The sequence below is a fragment of the Streptomyces sp. NPDC048197 genome, from assembly GCF_043202395.1.
GTDB classification, from domain to species: domain Bacteria; phylum Actinomycetota; class Actinomycetes; order Streptomycetales; family Streptomycetaceae; genus Streptomyces; species Streptomyces siderophoricus.
Genome location: NZ_JBIDAJ010000012.1, coordinates 133930 through 150872, shown reverse-complemented (window position 1 = coordinate 150872; position 16943 = coordinate 133930). Strand labels below are relative to the sequence as shown.

Genomic DNA, 16943 nt, shown 5'->3' with positions numbered 1-16943 from the left:
AGGTCTGGTACCAGGACGCCCGCGGCGTCCGGGCCCGTCTGCCGCGCTTGCGCGCGTACGGGGTGCGGGGCACCGGCCTATGGGCGCTCGGGTTCGAGGACCCGGCACCGGCCTATGGGCGCTCGGGTTCGAGGACCCGGACGTCCGGGCCGCACTCCGCGGCGAGTAGCCGCAGCGCCGCCTCGGACGGCGACCCCTCCTCGGCCGTGTACATCAGCACGCCCTGCCCGGAACCGTCCGGCGTCCGCATCATCTCGAAGTCCAGCACCAGCTCCCCCACCAGCGGATGGTGGAACCGCTTGGAGCCGAAGGTGCAGTTGCGCACCGCGTGCCGGGACCACAGCGCGCTGAACTCCGTGCTCTTCATCGACAACTCACCGATCAGCGCGGTCAGTTCCGGGTCGTCCGGCCGCTGCCCGGCGGCCACCCGCAGTGCCGAGACCGCGCGCCGCAGCTCCTCCTCCCGCTCCGGGTACAGCTCACGGGTGTGCGGGTCGAGGAAGAGCAGCCGCTGCGCATTGGGGCGGTCCAGCGGGCGGCCGGGGCTGCCGAAGTCCAGATGCCCGGCGATCAGCGCGTGCCCGAGGCGGTTCCAGGCCAGGATCTCGAAGCGCGGCCCGAGCGCCACCGCCGGTACGTCCGCCATGGCCGCGAGCAGCCGCCGCACCCCCGGACGGACCTTGTCGTGGCGGACCGCCGGCCGCCGGCGCCCCCGGGCCGGCCGGGCCAGCTCCCGCAGATACGCCTGCTCGTCGGGGCACAGCCGCAGCGCACGGGCCAGCGCGTCCAGCACCCCCTCCGAGGCCTGGTGGCTCTGCCCCTGCTCCAGCCGCGTGTAGTACGCGACGCTGACCCCGGCCAGCTGCGCCAGCTCCTCACGGCGCAGCCCCGGCACCCGGCGCCGCCCGCCGTAGGAGACCAGGCCGACGTCCTCCGGGCGGAGCCGGGCCCGGCGGCTGCGCAGGAAACCCCCCAACTCGGCGGGCCGGTCCATCGCGGGTGCGTCGCTCACGGGTACGTCCATGCCCGCCAGTCTCCGCCATCGCGCGGACCGCAGCCTGACCCTGTGAGTACCAGGCTGAGACCGTTCCCTCACCGGGCCGATTTCCTGTTCCCCCAGAGATACCGACCGCTTAGTATGCCCATGGCGAGGGGCCGGCGCGTCCCCCGCCCCACCCGCGTACCCACATCTTTCGGAGGCACCAGGTGAAGGCATGGCGCGTACACGCGAACGGCGAGCCGCGTGAAGTGATGCGGCTGGAGGAGGTACCGGACCCCCAGCCGGGACCGGGGCAGCTGCTGCTGCGGGTACGGGCCGCCAACGTCAACTTCCCCGACGCACTGCTCTGCCGCGGCCACTACCAGGTGCGGCCGCCGCTGCCGTTCACCCCCGGCGTGGAGATCTGCGGCGAGGTGCTCGCCGCCGGCGAGGGCACCGACGCGGAACCCGGCACCCGGGTCCTGGCCCAGCCGCCGCTGCCGGCCGGCGGCTTCGCCGAACTCGCGGTGGCCGACGCCGCGACCGTACGCCCGGCCCCCGAGGCGCTGGACGACGCCGAGGCCGCCGCGCTCCACATCGGCTACCAGACCGGCTGGTTCGGCCTGCACCGCCGCGCCCGCCTCCAGGCCGGCGAGACCCTGCTGGTGCACGCCGCGGCCGGCGGCGTCGGCAGCGCCGCCGTACAGCTCGGCAAGGCCGCCGGCGCCCGGGTCATCGGCGTGGTCGGCGGCGCCGACAAGGCCCGCACCGCCCGGGAACTCGGCTGCGACCTGGTCATCGACCGGCACACGGACGACCTCGTCGCCGCCGTGAAGGACGCCACCGGCGGCCGCGGCGCCGACGTCGTCTACGACCCCGTGGGCGGCGACGCCTACACCAAATCCACCAAGTGCATCGCCTTCGAGGGCCGCATCCTCGTCGTCGGCTTCGCCGGCGGCACCATCCCCTCCCCGGCCCTCAACCACGCCCTGGTCAAGAACTACGCCATCCTCGGCCTGCACTGGGGCCTCTACAACACCAAGGACCCGGCCGCCGTCGACGCCTGCCACAAGGAACTCACCGAACTCGCCACCCAGGGCGCCATCAAGCCACTGATCGGCGACCGGGTCCCGCTGGCCGACGCCGCCGACGCCGTCCAGCGCGTCGCCGACGGCACCTCCGTCGGCCGCCTCGTCGTCATCCCCACCACCGAGGAGGCACGATGACCGACGCCGCAGACCTCCGCCGCCGCACCACAGCCCTCCTCGCCGCGCACCCGCCCGCCACCACCGACCGGCTGGAGTTCCTGCGCGCCCGCTTCGACGCCGGACTGGCCTGGGTGCACTTCCCCGCGGGCCTCGGCGGCCTGGACGCGCCCCGCTCGCTGCAGGCCGTCGTGGACGCCGAACTGGCCGCCGCCGGCGCACCCGGCAACGACCCCGGCCGGATCGGCATCGGCCTGGGCATGGCCGCCCCCACCATCCTCCGGTTCGGCACCGACGAACAGAAACAACGCTTCCTGCGCCCCCTGTGGACCGGCGAGGAAGTCTGGTGCCAGCTCTTCAGCGAACCCGGCGCCGGCTCCGACCTCGCGGCCCTCGCCACCCGCGCGGTCCGCGACGATGGGGGCACCTCCCGGTCGAGCGGAGCCGAGAGTGGGGGACACTGGGTGGTCGACGGCCAGAAGGTGTGGACCTCCAGCGCCCACCTGGCCCGCTGGGCCATCCTCATCGCCCGCACCGACCCCGACCTGCCCAAACACCGCGGCATCAGCTACTTCGTCTGCGATATGACCGACCCCGGCGTCGAGGTGCGGCCGCTGCGCCAGATCACCGGCGAGGCCGAGTTCAACGAGGTCTTCCTCACCGGCGTCCGCATCCCCGACGCCCACCGCCTCGGCGAGGTGGGCGAGGGCTGGAAGGTCGCCCAGACCACGCTGATGAACGAACGGGTCGCCATCGGCGGCAACCGCATCCCCCGCGAAGGCGGCATGATCGGCGTCGCCGCCGCCGACTGGCGCGCCCGCCCCGAACTGCGCACCCACGACCTGCACCAGCGGCTGCTGACCCTCTGGGTGGACGCCGAGGTCGCCCGGCTCACCGGCGAACGGCTGCGCCAGCAGCTCACCAAGGGCCAGCCCGGACCCGAGGGCAGCGGCATGAAACTGGCCTTCGCCCGGCTCGCCCAGGAGATCAGCGGCTGGGAGGTGGAGTTCCTCGGCGAGGACGGACTGACCTACGACGACTGGACGATGCGCCGCCCCGAGGGCGTCGACTTCACCGGACGCGAGGCCGGCTACCGCTATCTGCGCGCCAAGGGGAACTCCATCGAAGGAGGCACCTCCGAAGTGCTGCTCAACATCGTCGCCGAACGCGTACTGGGCCTGCCGCCCGAGCCGCGCACCGACAAGGACGTCGCGTGGAAGGACCTCCCCCGATGACCACCGAGACCCGCCCCGCCGACGCCCCGGCACCCGACCCCGACCTCCTCTACTCCGACGACGAGGACGCCCTGCGCGACGCCGTACGGGCCCTGCTCACCGACCGCAGCGATCCGGCCACCGTGCTCGCCGCCGTCGAGTCGGACGTGCCCTACGACGCCGCGTTGTGGCGGTCGCTCGCCACGGAGATCGGCACCGCCGGCCTGCTGGTCCCCGAGAAGTTCGGCGGCGCGGGCGCCGGCACCCGGGAGGCCGCCGTCGTCCTGGAGGAACTGGGCCGCGCCGTCGCGCCCGTCCCCTATCTGACCAGCGCGGTCCTCGCGGTGACCGCCCTGCTCGGCTGCGACCACGAGGACGCCGAGGTGGCCGGGGCACTGACCGCGCTCGCCGCCGGCACCACCGTCGGCGCGCTCGCGGTCCGCCTGACCACCGCGCCGGGCGGCCCGCCCGCGCCGACCGTACGGGCCGCCGCGGACGGCACGCTGACCGGCCGGGTGACCTCGGTCGCCGACGCCGCGGCCGCCGCCCTGCTGCTGGTCCCCGCCCAGGGCCCCGAGGGCCCCGCCCTGTTCGCGGTCGAGACCGCTGCGGACGGCGTACGCACCGAGCGCGTCACCCCGCTCGACCTCACCCGCCCGCTGGCCCACGTCGGCCTCGACGGCGCCCGCGGCCGCCTGCTGGCCACCGGCGACCGGGCCCGGGAAGCCGTCGCAACGGCCCTGCTCACCGGGGCCGGACTGCTCGCCTCCGAACAACTCGGCATCGCCGAGTGGTGCCTGGCCGAAACCGTGCGCCACACGGCCGAGCGCACCCAGTTCGGCCGCCCGGTGGGCTCGTTCCAGGCACTCAAGCACCGGATGGCCGCCCTCTGGCTGGACGTCGCCTCGGCCCGCGCCGCGGCCCGCAACGCCGCGGACGCACTGGCCACCGGCAGCCCGGACGCCCCGGTGGCGGTGGCCGTCGCCCAGGCGTACTGCGCCCCGGTCGCGGTCCGCGCCGCCGAGGAATGCATCCAACTCCACGGCGGGATCGGCATGACCTGGGAACACCCGGCCCACCTCTACCTCAAGCGCGCCAAGAGCGACGAACTCACCCTGGGGACCCCGGGCCGCCACCGGGAGGCACTGGCGGCGCTGGTTGACCTGGGGGCGCCGTAGGGGGCGCGTGGCGAGGGGCTCGAGGAGGGGGCGGGCGGCGTGGGGGCCCGTAGGGGGTGGTCGAACAGATCCCGTAGGGGATGGATGCCCCCCTTCGGGGCCCCAACGTCGGCCGGGTGGGGGGTATTCCCGTGTGGGGGGTATTCCCCGGTCAGCCGGTGATGGCGAAGGGTTTGCTGAGCGCGTGGACCGCGGCGTCACCGGCGGTGGCCACCTCCAGGAAGTAGTGCGGTCCCGGCGGCACTTGGGGCAGGGTCACCAGCGCCTCGCCCGTCGGCCCGTCGCCCGCCTTGGGCGCCACCACGGCCAGCCGCTGCGGCGGCCGGCCGTGGCCCATCCCGGCGTTGAGCCAGACGTCCACCTGCCGCCCGGTGCTGTTCTTCCAGGCGACCGGGAGGCTGCCGTGCGGACGGTAGCTGAGACCGGCCGGCGGCGCGGTCACCTCGATCCGCCCGCCCACGGCCACCGCATCCGGCTCGGCCACCGCGTCGGGCCCGGGCATCGCGTCCGGTTCGGCCATCGCGTCCGGGCCGGCCGGTCCGGAGGCGCCCGGGCGGCCGGCGCGCACGCCCAGGGCGGAGGTGGCGGCCCGCGCCGCAGAACCGTCCGGCCCGGCCGCCGCGGCCGGAGCGCTCACGGACCGGAACCGGCTCGTTCCGTCGTCCGGATTCCCCGGCGCCAGGGTGACCACCGTCATGCAACCGACGGCGGTGGCGGCAACGGCGACGGCGAGGTTCGTGGCTATCGAGATCGCCCTGGACATCGTCTCCTCGTTTCCTCGGGGGAGGGACGAGCCGGAGCATCCCCGGCACTCCGACCGCCAAAAACGACGCGCGGAGCGACCACCCCGATGGCCATTTCCGGCGCGACAGACCCCGGACGACGCAGGAAAATCCCCCCGACCGGACCCGCTCACGGCACCCCGACCGGCGACGCCCCCCCCGCCATGCGAGGTCCCGCACCCGCCATGCGGGGTTCCGCACCCGGCCTGCAAGATCCCGAACTCGACCGCTGATGTCCGGAACCCCACCGGTGATGTCCTGAAAGTGCGGTTCGGGTAGCGTCGAACCCATGAACACCGCAACTCGTCGTGCGCTGATCGGACCCGTTCTGCTGCTGGTGGCCGCGCTGCTGGCGGTGGCCGCCGTGCTGGCGCCCGGCGCGCACGCCGCGGGCGGTCTGGACGATGCCGCGGCCGCCCTGAAAAAGGGCCCGGTCTACGTCGATCCGCGCGCCGCGGGGCAGTTCTCCGCGGCCGACGCGGACGCGCTGGCCAAGAAGATCAAGGACGCCGACAAGCCGGTCTTCGTGGCCGTGCTGCCGCGCACCGCGGACTACCCGCCCAGCACCCTGCTCCGCGATCTGCGGACCAAGGTCGGCATCGCCGGGGTCTACGCCGTCGAACTCGGCAACGGCTTCAACGCCGGCGCCGACCCGCAGGTGATGCCCCGCAACGCGGTGCAGAACCTCGTCGGCTCGGTGAAGCGCACCACCTACCCGACCGTCGGTGAGCGGCTGAACAGCTTCGTCGACACCGCCAACCGGTCCGCCCGCGGCCACGCCCCCGACTCCTGGGGCGGCACCGGCGGCGCCGGCTTCGACTCGGGGACCGCGATCGGCCTCGGCGTGCTGCTGGTCGTCGGCGGCGGAGGCGCGTACGCCATCACCCGCCGCAACCGCCGGCGGCGGCTGGAGGAGGAGCGGGCCGCGCTGGAGCAGCTGCGCACCGTCGTCGACGAGGACATCACCGCCTTCGGCGAGGAACTCGACCGGCTCGACTTCCGGCCCGACGAGCCCGGCGCCGACGACGCGATGCGTGCGGACTACAGCCATGCCCTGGACGCGTACGAGAACGCGAAGTCGGCGATGGCGGCGGCCCAGCACCCCGGCGACGTGCAGGCGGTGACCCAGGCGCTGGAGGACGGCCGGTTCTCGCTGGCCACGCTCGCCGCGCGCCGCGAGGGCCGGCCGCTGCCCGAGCGCCGGCTGCCCTGCTTCTTCGACCCGCGGCACGGCCCGTCCGTCGTCGACGTCGCCTGGGCCCCGCCCGGTGGCGCCGAGCGCATCGTCCCGGTCTGCGCCGCGGACAAGAGCCGGCTGGACGACGGCCGCGAGCCGCTGGCCCGCACGGTCCGCACCGAGAGCGGCGACCGCCCGTACTGGGACGCGGGCCCGGCCTACGCCCCCTGGGCCGGCGGCTACTTCGGCGGCGGCCTGCTGCCCGGCCTGCTCGTCGGCACCCTGCTCGGCAACGTCATGATGTCGTCCCCCGCCTACGGCGCCGACTTCGGCGGGCCCGCGGGCGTCGACGGCGGCGACTACTCGGGCGCCGACTTCAACCCCGACGACTTCAGCGGCGGTTTCGGTGACGGCGGTGGCTTCGGGGACGGCGGCGGGTTCGACGGGGGCGGCTTCGGCGGCGGGGGCGACGGCGGGTTCTGAAGCGCCCGGACCCGGGAGGTTCACCGGTCCGGCGTGGTGCCCCGCACCCGCTTGACCCCGAGGAACCGCGCGTACCGCGTCCGCGCCGCGAAGTCCGCATAGCACCAGACCGCGGGCCGGCCCACCTCGCGGCAGAGATGCAGCACCGCGTCGGGTCCCAGATGCACGCCCACATGGGCGCCGTACCCCTCGGGCCGGTCCCCGTTCGGCCCGGCGTCGAAGAGCACCAGGTCCAGCGGCCGCGGCCGTCCGGCCCGCCGGGTCGCCACGGTGTCCGCCCACAACTCCGCCGAGCGCAACGGCGGCACCTCCAGCCCGAAGTGGCGCAGTACGGCGTACGCGTAGCGCTGGCAGTTGGCGCCCCCGGCCAGCTCGGCGAAACCGCCGGGGCCACCGGGGTCGCCGGAGCCACCGGGGTCGCCGGAACCACCGGGGTCGCCGAACCCGCCCGGACCGCCAAGGCTGCCCGGGCCGCCAGGGCCGCCGAAGCCGCCCGGACCGCTCCCTCCGCCCCCGCCCCGCCCCCCGCCTGACGGGCATTCAGGTGCCGTCGCTCCCGGATGGCGGGCGCCCGAGTAGGTCACGTTGCGCAGCACCGGCGGCAGGTCGTCGAAGGCCACCGGGCCGTGAACAGCGGGGACTTGGCGGCTCCGGTCGACGGTCATCTCCCCATGATGCGGGGGATCTCCTCGTGCCGCCCGCGCCGGTGTCCCGCACGCTCGGCCCATCGGATCCGACGTGCACCCGACACCGCGAGGAGACCCCCGATGGAACCCCGCTTCCGCAAGGCAGTACTACGGTGCGCGGCCGTCGCCGCCGTCATGGCGACCGTCGGCCCGCTCGGCCCGGCGCACTCCGTACCGCTCCCCAGGCCCACGCCCCAGCCCTCCCCGCGCGGTCTGCTCGACGCGATGCGCCGGGACCTCGGGCTGACCGCGGAACAGGTGCGCACCCGGCTCGCGCAGGAGGCCGACGCGCACCGTGCCGCGGCCGCGGTCCGCCGGGCGCTCGCCACGCCGCCCGCCGGGATGTGGTTCGACAGGACGAGCGGCAAGCTCGTCGTCGCGGTGACCGGCCCCGCCGACGCCCAGCGGGTGAAGGCGGCCGGCGCGATCCCCAAGACCGTACGGCACAGCCGCGCCGTGCTGACCGCGCTGGTGCACAAGGTCGCCGGCCGGGTCGGCAAGGGCGTCCCCGGGGTCACCGGCTGGGGCGTGGACGAGCGGGCCAACGGCCTCGTGATCCGCGTCGACCGCACCAAGCACACCGCCCGGACCGCCGCCTTCGAGAAGGGCCTCCGCGACCTCGGCACCCGCGCGAAGGTGCGGATCACCGTCGAACGCAGCAACCAGACGCCGCGTCAGCAGGGCGGCACGGTCGTCGGCGGTGAGCGCTGGATGCCCGGCAACGAGGGCATCTGCTCGATCGGCTTCTCGGTGACCGGCCCGCAGGGGTTCCAGGGCTTCCTGACGGCCGGCCACTGCACCCTGACGCCCGATCAAGCCGCGTTCGGCAAGGACGGCACCCGGATGGGAACCTCCAATCCGGGCGGCAACTACAGCGTCAACGGCCACGAGGGCGACTTCGGGCTGGTCCGGGTCGATCAGCCGGGGTGGACCGTCGGCTCGGCGGTGGCCGGGCAGGGCGGCACCCCCGTCGCCGTCACCGGCTCGCAGGAGGGACTGGCCGGCATGTCGATCTGCCGCTCGGGGCAGTCCAGCGGCTGGCACTGCGGGGAGATCACCCGGATCGACCAGACCGTGGACTACGGCACCACGATCATCGACGGACTCGGCTACACCAACGCCTGCTCCGCGGCCGGGGATTCGGGCGGCTCGTACGTCACCCAGCCCAACGCCCCGATGGCGGTCGGCGTCCACTCCGGCGGCGGCGCCGCGACCTGCGGCAACTTCGGCGGCGACACCGTCACCATCTTCCAGCCCATCACCAAGCCCCTCACCAAGTGGAACCTGCGCCTGAAGACGGGGAGCCCCTGACGGATCGCCGTGGGCGCGGGAGGCGCCTCCCGGCGTCCGCCGGTGCCGCCGGTGCGGTCGGTGCCACTGGTGCCGCTGGTGCCGGAGAGAAAAGCCCCCCGCGCCGATCACCCGCGCCTACGATGGGACACCGGGGGCCAGGGGCATGGCCAAGGGATCGCGGGGAGTGGCAGTGGGAGTCACGGTGGCGGGAGCGGGGGAGCCGGTGGACGGGGTGGAGACGGCGGAGCCGTTCGCCGTGCGGGTCACCGTACGGGGGTACGAGACGGACACCCAGGGCCATCTCAACCAGAGCGTCTACCTCCAGTACGCCGAGCACGCCCGCTGGTCGCTGCTCCAGGCGAGCGGCATCCGGCAGAGCGCCATGGTGGACCGGCGCATCGGCCCGGTGACCCTGGAGACGACCATCCGCTACCGGCGCGAGCTCCGGGCCGGTGACGAGGTCGAGGTGAGCTGCGCGTTCGTATGGGGCGAGGGCCGGACCTTCCGCATCGAGCAGACCGTCCGCAAGGCCGACGGCACGGTGGCCGCCGAAGTGAGCGCGGTCTGCGGAGTGCTGGACCTCGCCGAGCGCACCCTGCTGCCGGACCCGCGGGCGGCCCTGCGCGAGCTGGCCGGGGACCCGGCGCCGCTGGGCCTGACCGGGCAGTGAGCCGTGGGCCGTCCACCGGCCGGGCGGTGATCCGGTCGGCCGGGGGCGCCCTGCCGCGCGGGTAGGGTGACCATGTGGACATGCTGCACCTGCGCTACTTCGTAGCCGTGGCCGAAGAGCTGAACTTCTCCCAGGCGGCACGCAGGTTGCACATGGCGGCCTCTCCCTTGAGCCAGCGCATCAAGGACCTCGAACGGGAGCTGGGCCAGCCGCTGTTCGAGCGGACCACCCACCGCGTCGCGCTGACCCCGGCCGGTGCGGCCCTGCTGCCGATGGCCCGGGACGTGCTCGACCGCGTCAACTCCATTCCCTGGCGGCTGCGCGAGGCCGTCCGGCCGCAGCGCACCACCCTGCTGATCGGGATGCCGTCCGGGGTGCACCCCGCGCTGCGCGACCGGGTCCGGGAGCTCGCGGACGCCGGCCGGGAGGCGTACGAACTCAAACGCTGGCCCGGCAGGTCGACCGGGCTGGCCGAGGCGGTCAGGGACGGCCGGCTGGCGCTGGCGCTGGTCCGGCTGCCGGTCGCCGATCCGGCGCTCGGGATCATCGAGGTGATGCGGGAACGGCTCGGCGCGGCGGTGCCCGCCGACCGGTTCGCCGGCCGGGAGTCGCTCACCCTCGACGACCTGCGGGACCTCCCGTATGTGGCCACCGCCCCCGAAGCCCTCCCCGCCTATTTCGACGAAATCGACGCCCGGCTGAATTCCGCGGGCGTGCGGAAAAGAATCCGCATCAACAGTTCCGATTATGCGGGGGCGTCGGAACTCGTTTCCGGTGGTCTCGCCTTCTCCCTGACGATGCTCTCCACCGAAAGCCCGATGCACAATTACCGGCTGGAGAACGTGATCGTGCTGCCCGTGGCGGATTTCCCGGCCGAGCTGGCCACCGGGCTGCTGTTCCGCAAGGACCGGGCGGAATCCGGCGGCGACCTGGCGTGCCTGGTGGCCGAGGCCCGCCGTGTCTTCGCTGAGGAGCTTTCCGTCTGAGCGCCGATCCGGCGTGCCGGCCGGCTCATCGATAAACAGTCCTGTCCGGGGTATGACCGCTATGGTCATACCCCTCTTCGCTTCTTGATCGTTCTCATTTCGCGGCGTCTCGCCTACCGTCGACAGCGGAAACATTCGCAGTACATCTACTTTCCGCGGGAGCGACGATGGACGCCACGACCGAGACCGCCCAAGGACCGCTCGCCGGCGTGCGGGTGATCGACCTGTCCACGGTGGTGATGGGCCCCTACGCCGCCCAGATCATGGGCGACCTCGGCGCCGATGTCATCAAGATCGAGTCACCCTCGGACACCATCCGGGCGGGCCACTACCGCACCACCCCCGGAATGACCCCGCTCCACCTGAACGTCAACCGCAACAAGCGCAGCGTCTCGCTCAACCTCAAGGACGACGCCGACCACGCACGGGCCCTCGCCCTCATCGGCACCGCCGACGTCCTCATCACCAACATGCGCCCGGGCCCGCTGGCCCGCCTCGGCCTCACCTACGCCGACCTCGCCGCCCACCACCCCGGCCTGGTCTACGCGCACGCCCAGGGCTTCCGCAGCGACTCCGACCGGGCCGGCCACGCCGCGTACGACGAAACCGTGCAGGCTTCCTCCGGCCTGGTCGACATCGCCCACCGCGCCCTCGGGCGGCCGGTCTACCTGCCGACCATCATCGGCGACAAGGTCGCCGGGCTGACCATCGTCCACTCGGTCCTCGCCGCCCTGCTGCACCGCGACCGCACCGGACAGGGCCAGCACATCGAGATCCCGATGACCGACACCCTCCTGGCCTTCAACCTCGTCGAGCACCTCTCCGGCCACGTCTACGAGCCGCCCACCGGCGCCACCGGATTCCCGCTCTCCATGAAGCGCGGCCACCGCGCCGTCCCCACGGCCGACGGACTCGCCTGCATCGTGCCGTACAACGCCGCGAACTTCCGGGACTTCTTCGCCGCGGCCGGCCGTCCCGACCTCGCCGAGGACCCGCGGGTGGCCGGCACGGTCATCGACGACGCGGACGTCGACCCGCTGATGGACCTCGTCGCCGACTGCGCACCCGGCCTGACCACCCAGGAATGGGAAGAAATCTGCGCCAAGCACAGCATCCCCATGGCACCGGTGCTCGAACTGGACCGGGCCGCCGACGACCCGTACGTCCGGGACGGCCACCTCCTCGACGTGGTCGAGCACCCGAGCGAGGGCACGATCCGCTCCATCGGCCTGCCCGTGCGCTTCTCCGCCACCCCCGGCGCGGTCTGCCGGCTCGCCCCGCTGCCCGGCCAGCACACCACCGAGGTCTTCGACGAACTCGCCGCCGACGGACGGTGACGACCCCGCCGCCGGACGGTGCGGCGACCGGCCACCGCGCCGCCCGCCCTCCCGGTGAACGCCTTCCCCGCTCCCTCCCGTTCTCCTCCTCCCTCAGCACCCGAAGGACCCCGTCATGACCCCCACCACACCTGACACCGCGCCCGTCGTACGCACCGAACGCATCGGCCGCACTCTGCTCATCACCCTCGACCGGCCCGCGGCCCGGAACGCCGTCAACGCCGCCGTGGCCGACCGACTCGCCGCCGCGATCGACGAGTTGGAAGGCGACGGGGACCTACGGTCCGGCGTCCTCACCGGCGCCCGGGGCACCTTCAGCGCCGGGATGGACCTCAAGGCCGCCCTCGCCGGCGAATCGCCCGAGATCCCCGGCCGTGGATTCGGCGGGCTCACCGAAGCCGCCAGCACCAAACCGCTGATCGCCGCCGTCGAGGGCTGGGCCATGGGCGGCGGCTTCGAACTCGCCCTCGCCTGCGACCTCATCGTGGCCGCCGAGGACGCGCACTTCGGCCTGCCGGAGGTCACGCGCGGGCTCATCGCGGCCGGCGGCGGCGCCGTACGACTGCCCAAGCGGATCCCGTACCACCTGGCCATGGAACTCCTGCTGACCGGTGAGCCGGTGACCGGAGCCCGCGCCGGTGCGCTCGGGATCGCCAACCGGGTCGTACCGGCCGGCCGGGCCACCCCCGTGGCACTGGAACTCGCCGAACGACTCGCGGCGAACGCCCCGCTCGCCCTCGCCGCCGTGAAGAAGGTCGTCCGCGCCGCCGACGGCACCCCCGAACCGGCCGCCTTCGCCGCCCAGCGCGCGGAGATGACCGCACTGGCCGCCTCCGCCGACGTCCGCGAGGGCATGACGGCCTTCGCCGAGCGCCGCGCCCCCGTCTGGCAGGGCAAGTAGCGGCACCACAGCGGCAGAAAGGAAACCACCAAACGCCATGGAACAGCACGACATCGGCCGGCGCCTCGCCACCCCGCTGATGAACCCCGCCTACCCGCCCGTCGTCCCGCGCTTCACCGACCGCGAGTACCTCAACATCGTCTACCGGACCGACCGCGACGCGCTGCGCGCCGTCGTCCCCGAACCACTGGAGATCGACGAACCCCTGGTCCGCTTCGAGGTGATGCGGATGGGCGACGTCACCGGGTACGGGCCGTACACCGAAGCCGGCCAGGCCATCCCGGTCCGCCACCAGGGGGAGCGGGGCGAATACCTGCACGCGATGTACCTGGACAACTTCCCGGCCACCGCGTCCGGCAGGGAAGCCGGTGCCTACCCCAAGACCATCGGGGCTCCCGCACTGTACGTGGACCACGGCGCGCTGGTCGGCATCCTCGACCACGGCACCCTGCGGGTGGCCACCGCGACGATGGGCTACAAGCACCACGAGCTCGACCCCGACGAGGCGGCCGCACAGATCACCGTGCCGACCTTCATGCTCAAGCTCGTCCCCGGATACGACGGCACACCGCGGACCGCCCAACTGGTGCGCACCGAAATCAGCGACGTGGTGGTCAAGGGCGCCTGGACCGGCCCCGCCCGGCTCCAGCTCTTCGCCCACGTCCTCGCGCCCCTGGCCGACCTGCCGGTCCGTGAGGTCGTCTCCGCGAGCCACCTCGTCACCGACCTCACGCTGTCACCGGCCACACCGGTGCACGACTACCTGGCGCACTGACCCCCGGCCGGGCGCCGGCCGACAGCCCACAGACAGCTCACGGAGAGAAACGGACACCAGCAGTCATGACCACAACCCACCCCACCGTGGCGGTGATCGGAGCCGGAACCATCGGGCTCTCCTGGGCCGCCCTGTTCGCCGGCCACGGCATGCGGGTACGCGTCAGCGACCCGCGCCCCGACCTCGCGGCCGCCCTGGACGGCGCACTGACCGAGGCCGCCCCGCAACTGGCCCGGCAGGGCCTGGACATCGGGAACCTCGCCGAACGGGTCGAGCCGGTCGGCGACCTCGCCGCGGCCGTGCGCGACGCCGACGTCGTGCAGGAGAACGGCCCCGAGAACACCGCCTTCAAGCAGGAACTCTTCACCACCCTGGTGCGCGCGGCACCGCCGTACGCGCTCCTGCTGAGCTCGTCGTCCGCCATCCCGTCCAGCGCGTTCACCGGGGACCTCGACGACGCCGGCGCCGGGCGCGTACTGATCGGCCATCCCTTCAACCCGCCGCACCTCGTACCGCTGGTCGAGGTGGTGCCCGGCGCGCGTACGTCAAAGGACGCGGTGAGCCGTGCGGTCGCGTTCTACCGGTCGGTGGGCCGGGTGCCGGTGGTCGAACGCAAGGAGATCGCCGGGTTCGTCGGCAACCGCCTCCAGAACGCGCTCAGCCGCGAGGCGATCCACCTCGTCGAACAGGGCGTGGTCGGCCCCGCCGAGCTGGACACGATCGTGGTCAACTCGCTCGGCCTGCGCTGGTCGACGGTGGGGCCGTTCCTCGGTGCCCATCTCGGCGGCGGCCCCGGCGGCTACCGGCACATGGCCGAGCACATCGGCCCCTCGATGCGGCGGATGTGGGACTCCCTGGGCAGTCCCGGACAGAGCCCCGAGCAGACCGAACGGCTCATCGCCGCCGTCGAAGGCGCCTACGGCTCCCGCCCGTACGGCGAACTCACCCGGGAACGCGACCGCAGACAACTCGCCGTCCTCGCCGCCCTGAACGCCGACACCACCACCGCACCGAACCAGGAGACCCGGTCATGACCGACCAACTCACCGCAGACTTCTACGGCTACGAGGACCTGCTGCCCGAAGAGGAGCGCAAGCTGCTGCTGCACGCCCGCGACTTCCTCGGCCGGGAGGTGAAGCCGCTGGTCAACGACGCCTGGGCGAAGGGCGAGTTCCCCCGCGAACTGATCGGAAAGTTCCGCGAGCTGGGCCTCGCCGGGATCGCGTACGAGGGCTACGGCGACCCGCTGCCCGCGGCCAGTCATCTGCTGGTCGGCATGCTCGCGATGGAGTACACCCGCACCGACGCCTCGTCCGCGACCTTCTACGGCGTCCACAACGGACTGGCCATGTACAGCATCTTCCGCGGCGGCGACCAGGAGCAGCGGGACCGCTGGCTCCCCTCGATGGCGGCCCTGGACACGATCGGCGCGTTCGCCATGACCGAGCCGCTCGGCGGCTCCGACGTGGCCGGCGGGATGCGCACCACCGCCCGGCGGGACGGCGACCACTGGATCCTCAACGGCGCCAAGCGGTGGATCGGCAACGGCACCTTCGCCGACCTGGTCGTCGTCTGGGCGCGCGACGAGGCCGACGACCACGTCAAGGGCTTCGTGGTGGAGAAGGGCACGCCCGGCTTCACCGCCACCAAGATCCAGAACAAGACCGCGTTCCGCATCGTCGAGAACGCCGACATCACCCTCACCGACGTACGCGTGCCGGAGGCCGACCGGCTCCAGCGGATCGACGGTTTCCGCGACGTCGCGGAGATCCTGCGGGCCACCCGCAGCGGGGTCGCCTGGCAGGCGCTGGGCGTGATGACCGGCGCGTACGAACTCGCGCTCGCCTACGCCAAGGAGCGCAAGCAGTTCGGCCGGCCGATCGCCCGCTTCCAGATGGTGCAGGACCTGCTCGTGAAGAGCCTCGGGAACATCACCGCCTCCTGGGGGATGCTCGTCCAGCTCGCCCGCCTCCAGGAAGCGGGCATCTTCCGGGACGAACACTCCGCGCTGGCCAAGGCGTTCGTCACCAGCCGGATGCGGGAGGTGGTGGCCTGGAGCCGGGAGATCTTCGGCGGCAACGGCATCGTGCTCGACTACGACGTCGCCCGCTTCTTCGCCGACGCCGAGGCCATCTACTCGTTCGAGGGCACCCGCGAGATGAACACCCTCATCGTGGGCAAGGCGATCACCGGCCAGAGCGCCTTCGTGTGACCCTCACCGCCCGTTCCCGCACCCCGTGCGGGAACGGTCGGCTACCCCCGGCCCTCCACCACCATCACCTCCGTGCCCGCCGCGCGGACCCGTTGGATCTCGTGCGCCGGGAGGCCGTCGTCGACGATCAGGAGGTCGAAGTCGGTCAGCGGGGCCAGCGCGTACAGGCCGCCCTTGGCGAACTTGGTGTGGTCGGCGACCAGGATGCGGCGGCCGGCGCTCTCCATCATGGCGCGCTTGACCTGCACGGTCTCCGGTGAGGTGTGGTAGCAGCGGCCGTTGGTGACCGCCGTGGTCGACAGGAAGAGCAGATCGGCGCGGAAGGCCCGTACCGCGTCGGCGGTGTACGGGCCCATGAACGCGTCGTAGGCGGGGAAGTAGGCGCCGCCCAGGGTGATCAGCGAGATTCCGGGTTCCTTGGCCAGGGTGGTGACGGCCGGCAGGGAGTTGGTGATCACGGTCAGCGGGGTGTGCTCGGCGACCTGGTGGGCCAGCAGCAGACAGGTCGTGCTGTCGTCGAGCAGCACCGTCTGCCCGGGCACCAGCAGCGTCGCGGCGGCCCGCGCCAGCTGCTGCTTGGTGTGCGCCATGGTCGCCATCCGCTCGGCGACGCTGCCGTGGAACTGCGCGGACGGCAGCCCGGTCGCCCCGCCGCGGACCTTGCGCAGCCAGCCCTGCGCCTGCAGCGCGTCCAGATCCCGGTGCGCGGTCATCAGGCTGATGCCGTACTCCTCGGCCAGGTCCGCGGTGCGCACGAAACCGCGGGCGATGACGGTCTCGCGCATCCGGCGGCGCCGCTCCTCCTGGGCCTCGACCCGGTCCATGGCTCCGCTCCCTCCGTGCCGGCGGCGTCCCCGCGGGCCTCCGCCGGGTGAATTCGCCGCGTTATGTTCGCACGGATTTCACACTGCGCGCCCGCCCGGCACGGTGTCCACATGCGGTTCCGCAAGGACGCAACACGGCTGGTCGGGGCGGTGATGCGAAGATTCCGGCGGCCATTGACGGCACTTTCCGCACGGCGGTTCCATCGCTGCGTCCACCCCCCTTCGCCCTGCTGAGCCGCCG

General features: G+C 73.3%; 16 protein-coding genes. 12 read left to right on the top strand and 4 right to left on the bottom strand.

The annotated features are described in order from the left end of the window. Positions 1 to 112 precede the first annotated feature (112 nt). Entirely contained in the window at positions 113 to 994 is an 882-nt protein-coding gene (locus ACGF4C_RS18435) for a helix-turn-helix transcriptional regulator (protein ID WP_393567522.1), read from the bottom strand. Between the two features lie 212 nt (positions 995 to 1206). Between ACGF4C_RS18435 and ACGF4C_RS18430 the strand changes: the two genes are divergently transcribed. From ACGF4C_RS18430 to ACGF4C_RS18420, 3 genes are read left to right on the top strand one after another with little or no spacing between them, the layout of a single operon-like run. Next, positions 1207 to 2205, top strand: a complete 999-nt coding sequence (locus tag ACGF4C_RS18430) for an NADPH:quinone oxidoreductase family protein (protein ID WP_393567433.1) — start codon at positions 1207 to 1209, stop codon at positions 2203 to 2205. After that, positions 2202 to 3419: an acyl-CoA dehydrogenase family protein gene (locus tag ACGF4C_RS18425; protein ID WP_393567431.1), complete on the top strand. Its 1218-nt coding sequence runs from the start codon at positions 2202 to 2204 to the stop codon at positions 3417 to 3419. The genes ACGF4C_RS18430 and ACGF4C_RS18425 overlap by 4 nt, the downstream gene beginning before the upstream one ends. Continuing rightward, positions 3416 to 4576, top strand: a complete 1161-nt coding sequence (locus ACGF4C_RS18420) for an acyl-CoA dehydrogenase family protein (protein WP_393567429.1) — start codon at positions 3416 to 3418, stop codon at positions 4574 to 4576. Before ACGF4C_RS18425 ends, ACGF4C_RS18420 begins: the two co-directional genes overlap by 4 nt. Before the next feature lie 151 nt (positions 4577 to 4727). Here the strand turns inward: ACGF4C_RS18420 and ACGF4C_RS18415 are convergent, their stop codons facing one another. Further along, positions 4728 to 5339, bottom strand: a complete 612-nt coding sequence (locus ACGF4C_RS18415) for a hypothetical protein (RefSeq protein ID WP_393567427.1) — start codon at positions 5337 to 5339, stop codon at positions 4728 to 4730. Positions 5340 to 5647: 308 nt separating this feature from the next. On the opposite strand from ACGF4C_RS18415, the gene ACGF4C_RS18410 reads away from it, so the two are divergent. Further along, positions 5648 to 7018 carry a hypothetical protein gene (locus ACGF4C_RS18410; protein ID WP_393567425.1) on the top strand — a complete coding sequence of 457 codons (1371 nt, stop codon included), beginning with the start codon at positions 5648 to 5650 and terminating at the stop codon, positions 7016 to 7018. 20 nt (positions 7019 to 7038) lie between these two features. Here ACGF4C_RS18410 and ACGF4C_RS18405 read toward each other — a convergent pair whose 3' ends face one another. After that, complete coding sequence (locus tag ACGF4C_RS18405; RefSeq protein WP_393567423.1) at positions 7039 to 7683, bottom strand: cell wall hydrolase; 645 nt, start codon at positions 7681 to 7683, stop codon at positions 7039 to 7041. Positions 7684 to 7785: 102 nt separating this feature from the next. On the opposite strand from ACGF4C_RS18405, the gene ACGF4C_RS18400 reads away from it, so the two are divergent. The 8 genes from ACGF4C_RS18400 to ACGF4C_RS18365 all read left to right on the top strand — a co-directional run bounded on the left by ACGF4C_RS18400 (position 7786) and on the right by ACGF4C_RS18365 (position 15878). Continuing rightward, on the top strand, positions 7786 to 9015 hold the full coding sequence (locus ACGF4C_RS18400; protein WP_393567421.1) for a S1 family peptidase: 1230 nt from the start codon (positions 7786 to 7788) through the stop codon (positions 9013 to 9015). A 172-nt stretch (positions 9016 to 9187) separates the two neighbouring features. After that, entirely contained in the window at positions 9188 to 9667 is a 480-nt protein-coding gene (locus ACGF4C_RS18395) for an acyl-CoA thioesterase (RefSeq protein WP_393567520.1), read from the top strand. 80 nt (positions 9668 to 9747) lie between these two features. Beyond that, entirely contained in the window at positions 9748 to 10653 is a 906-nt protein-coding gene (locus ACGF4C_RS18390) for a LysR family transcriptional regulator (RefSeq protein WP_393567519.1), read from the top strand. Between the two features lie 167 nt (positions 10654 to 10820). Continuing rightward, positions 10821 to 11990, top strand: coding sequence for a CaiB/BaiF CoA transferase family protein (locus ACGF4C_RS18385; protein ID WP_393567420.1), 1170 nt, complete (start codon positions 10821 to 10823; stop codon positions 11988 to 11990). A 115-nt stretch (positions 11991 to 12105) separates the two neighbouring features. After that, positions 12106 to 12891 carry a crotonase/enoyl-CoA hydratase family protein gene (locus ACGF4C_RS18380; protein ID WP_393567417.1) on the top strand — a complete coding sequence of 262 codons (786 nt, stop codon included), beginning with the start codon at positions 12106 to 12108 and terminating at the stop codon, positions 12889 to 12891. 37 nt (positions 12892 to 12928) lie between these two features. Beyond that, positions 12929 to 13666, top strand: coding sequence for an acetoacetate decarboxylase (locus ACGF4C_RS18375; RefSeq protein WP_393567416.1), 738 nt, complete (start codon positions 12929 to 12931; stop codon positions 13664 to 13666). Positions 13667 to 13731: 65 nt separating this feature from the next. Beyond that, positions 13732 to 14700, top strand: a complete 969-nt coding sequence (locus ACGF4C_RS18370) for a 3-hydroxyacyl-CoA dehydrogenase NAD-binding domain-containing protein (protein ID WP_393567414.1) — start codon at positions 13732 to 13734, stop codon at positions 14698 to 14700. Further along, a complete protein-coding gene (locus ACGF4C_RS18365) occupies positions 14697 to 15878 on the top strand; it encodes an acyl-CoA dehydrogenase family protein (protein WP_393567412.1) in 1182 nt (393 codons plus the stop codon). The genes ACGF4C_RS18370 and ACGF4C_RS18365 overlap by 4 nt, the downstream gene beginning before the upstream one ends. A 41-nt stretch (positions 15879 to 15919) precedes the next feature. Here the strand turns inward: ACGF4C_RS18365 and ACGF4C_RS18360 are convergent, their stop codons facing one another. Then, positions 15920 to 16702 (bottom strand): DeoR/GlpR family DNA-binding transcription regulator, encoded by a 783-nt coding sequence (locus ACGF4C_RS18360; RefSeq protein ID WP_393567410.1) that lies wholly within the window; start codon positions 16700 to 16702, stop codon positions 15920 to 15922. Between the last annotated feature and the right edge of the window lie 241 nt (positions 16703 to 16943).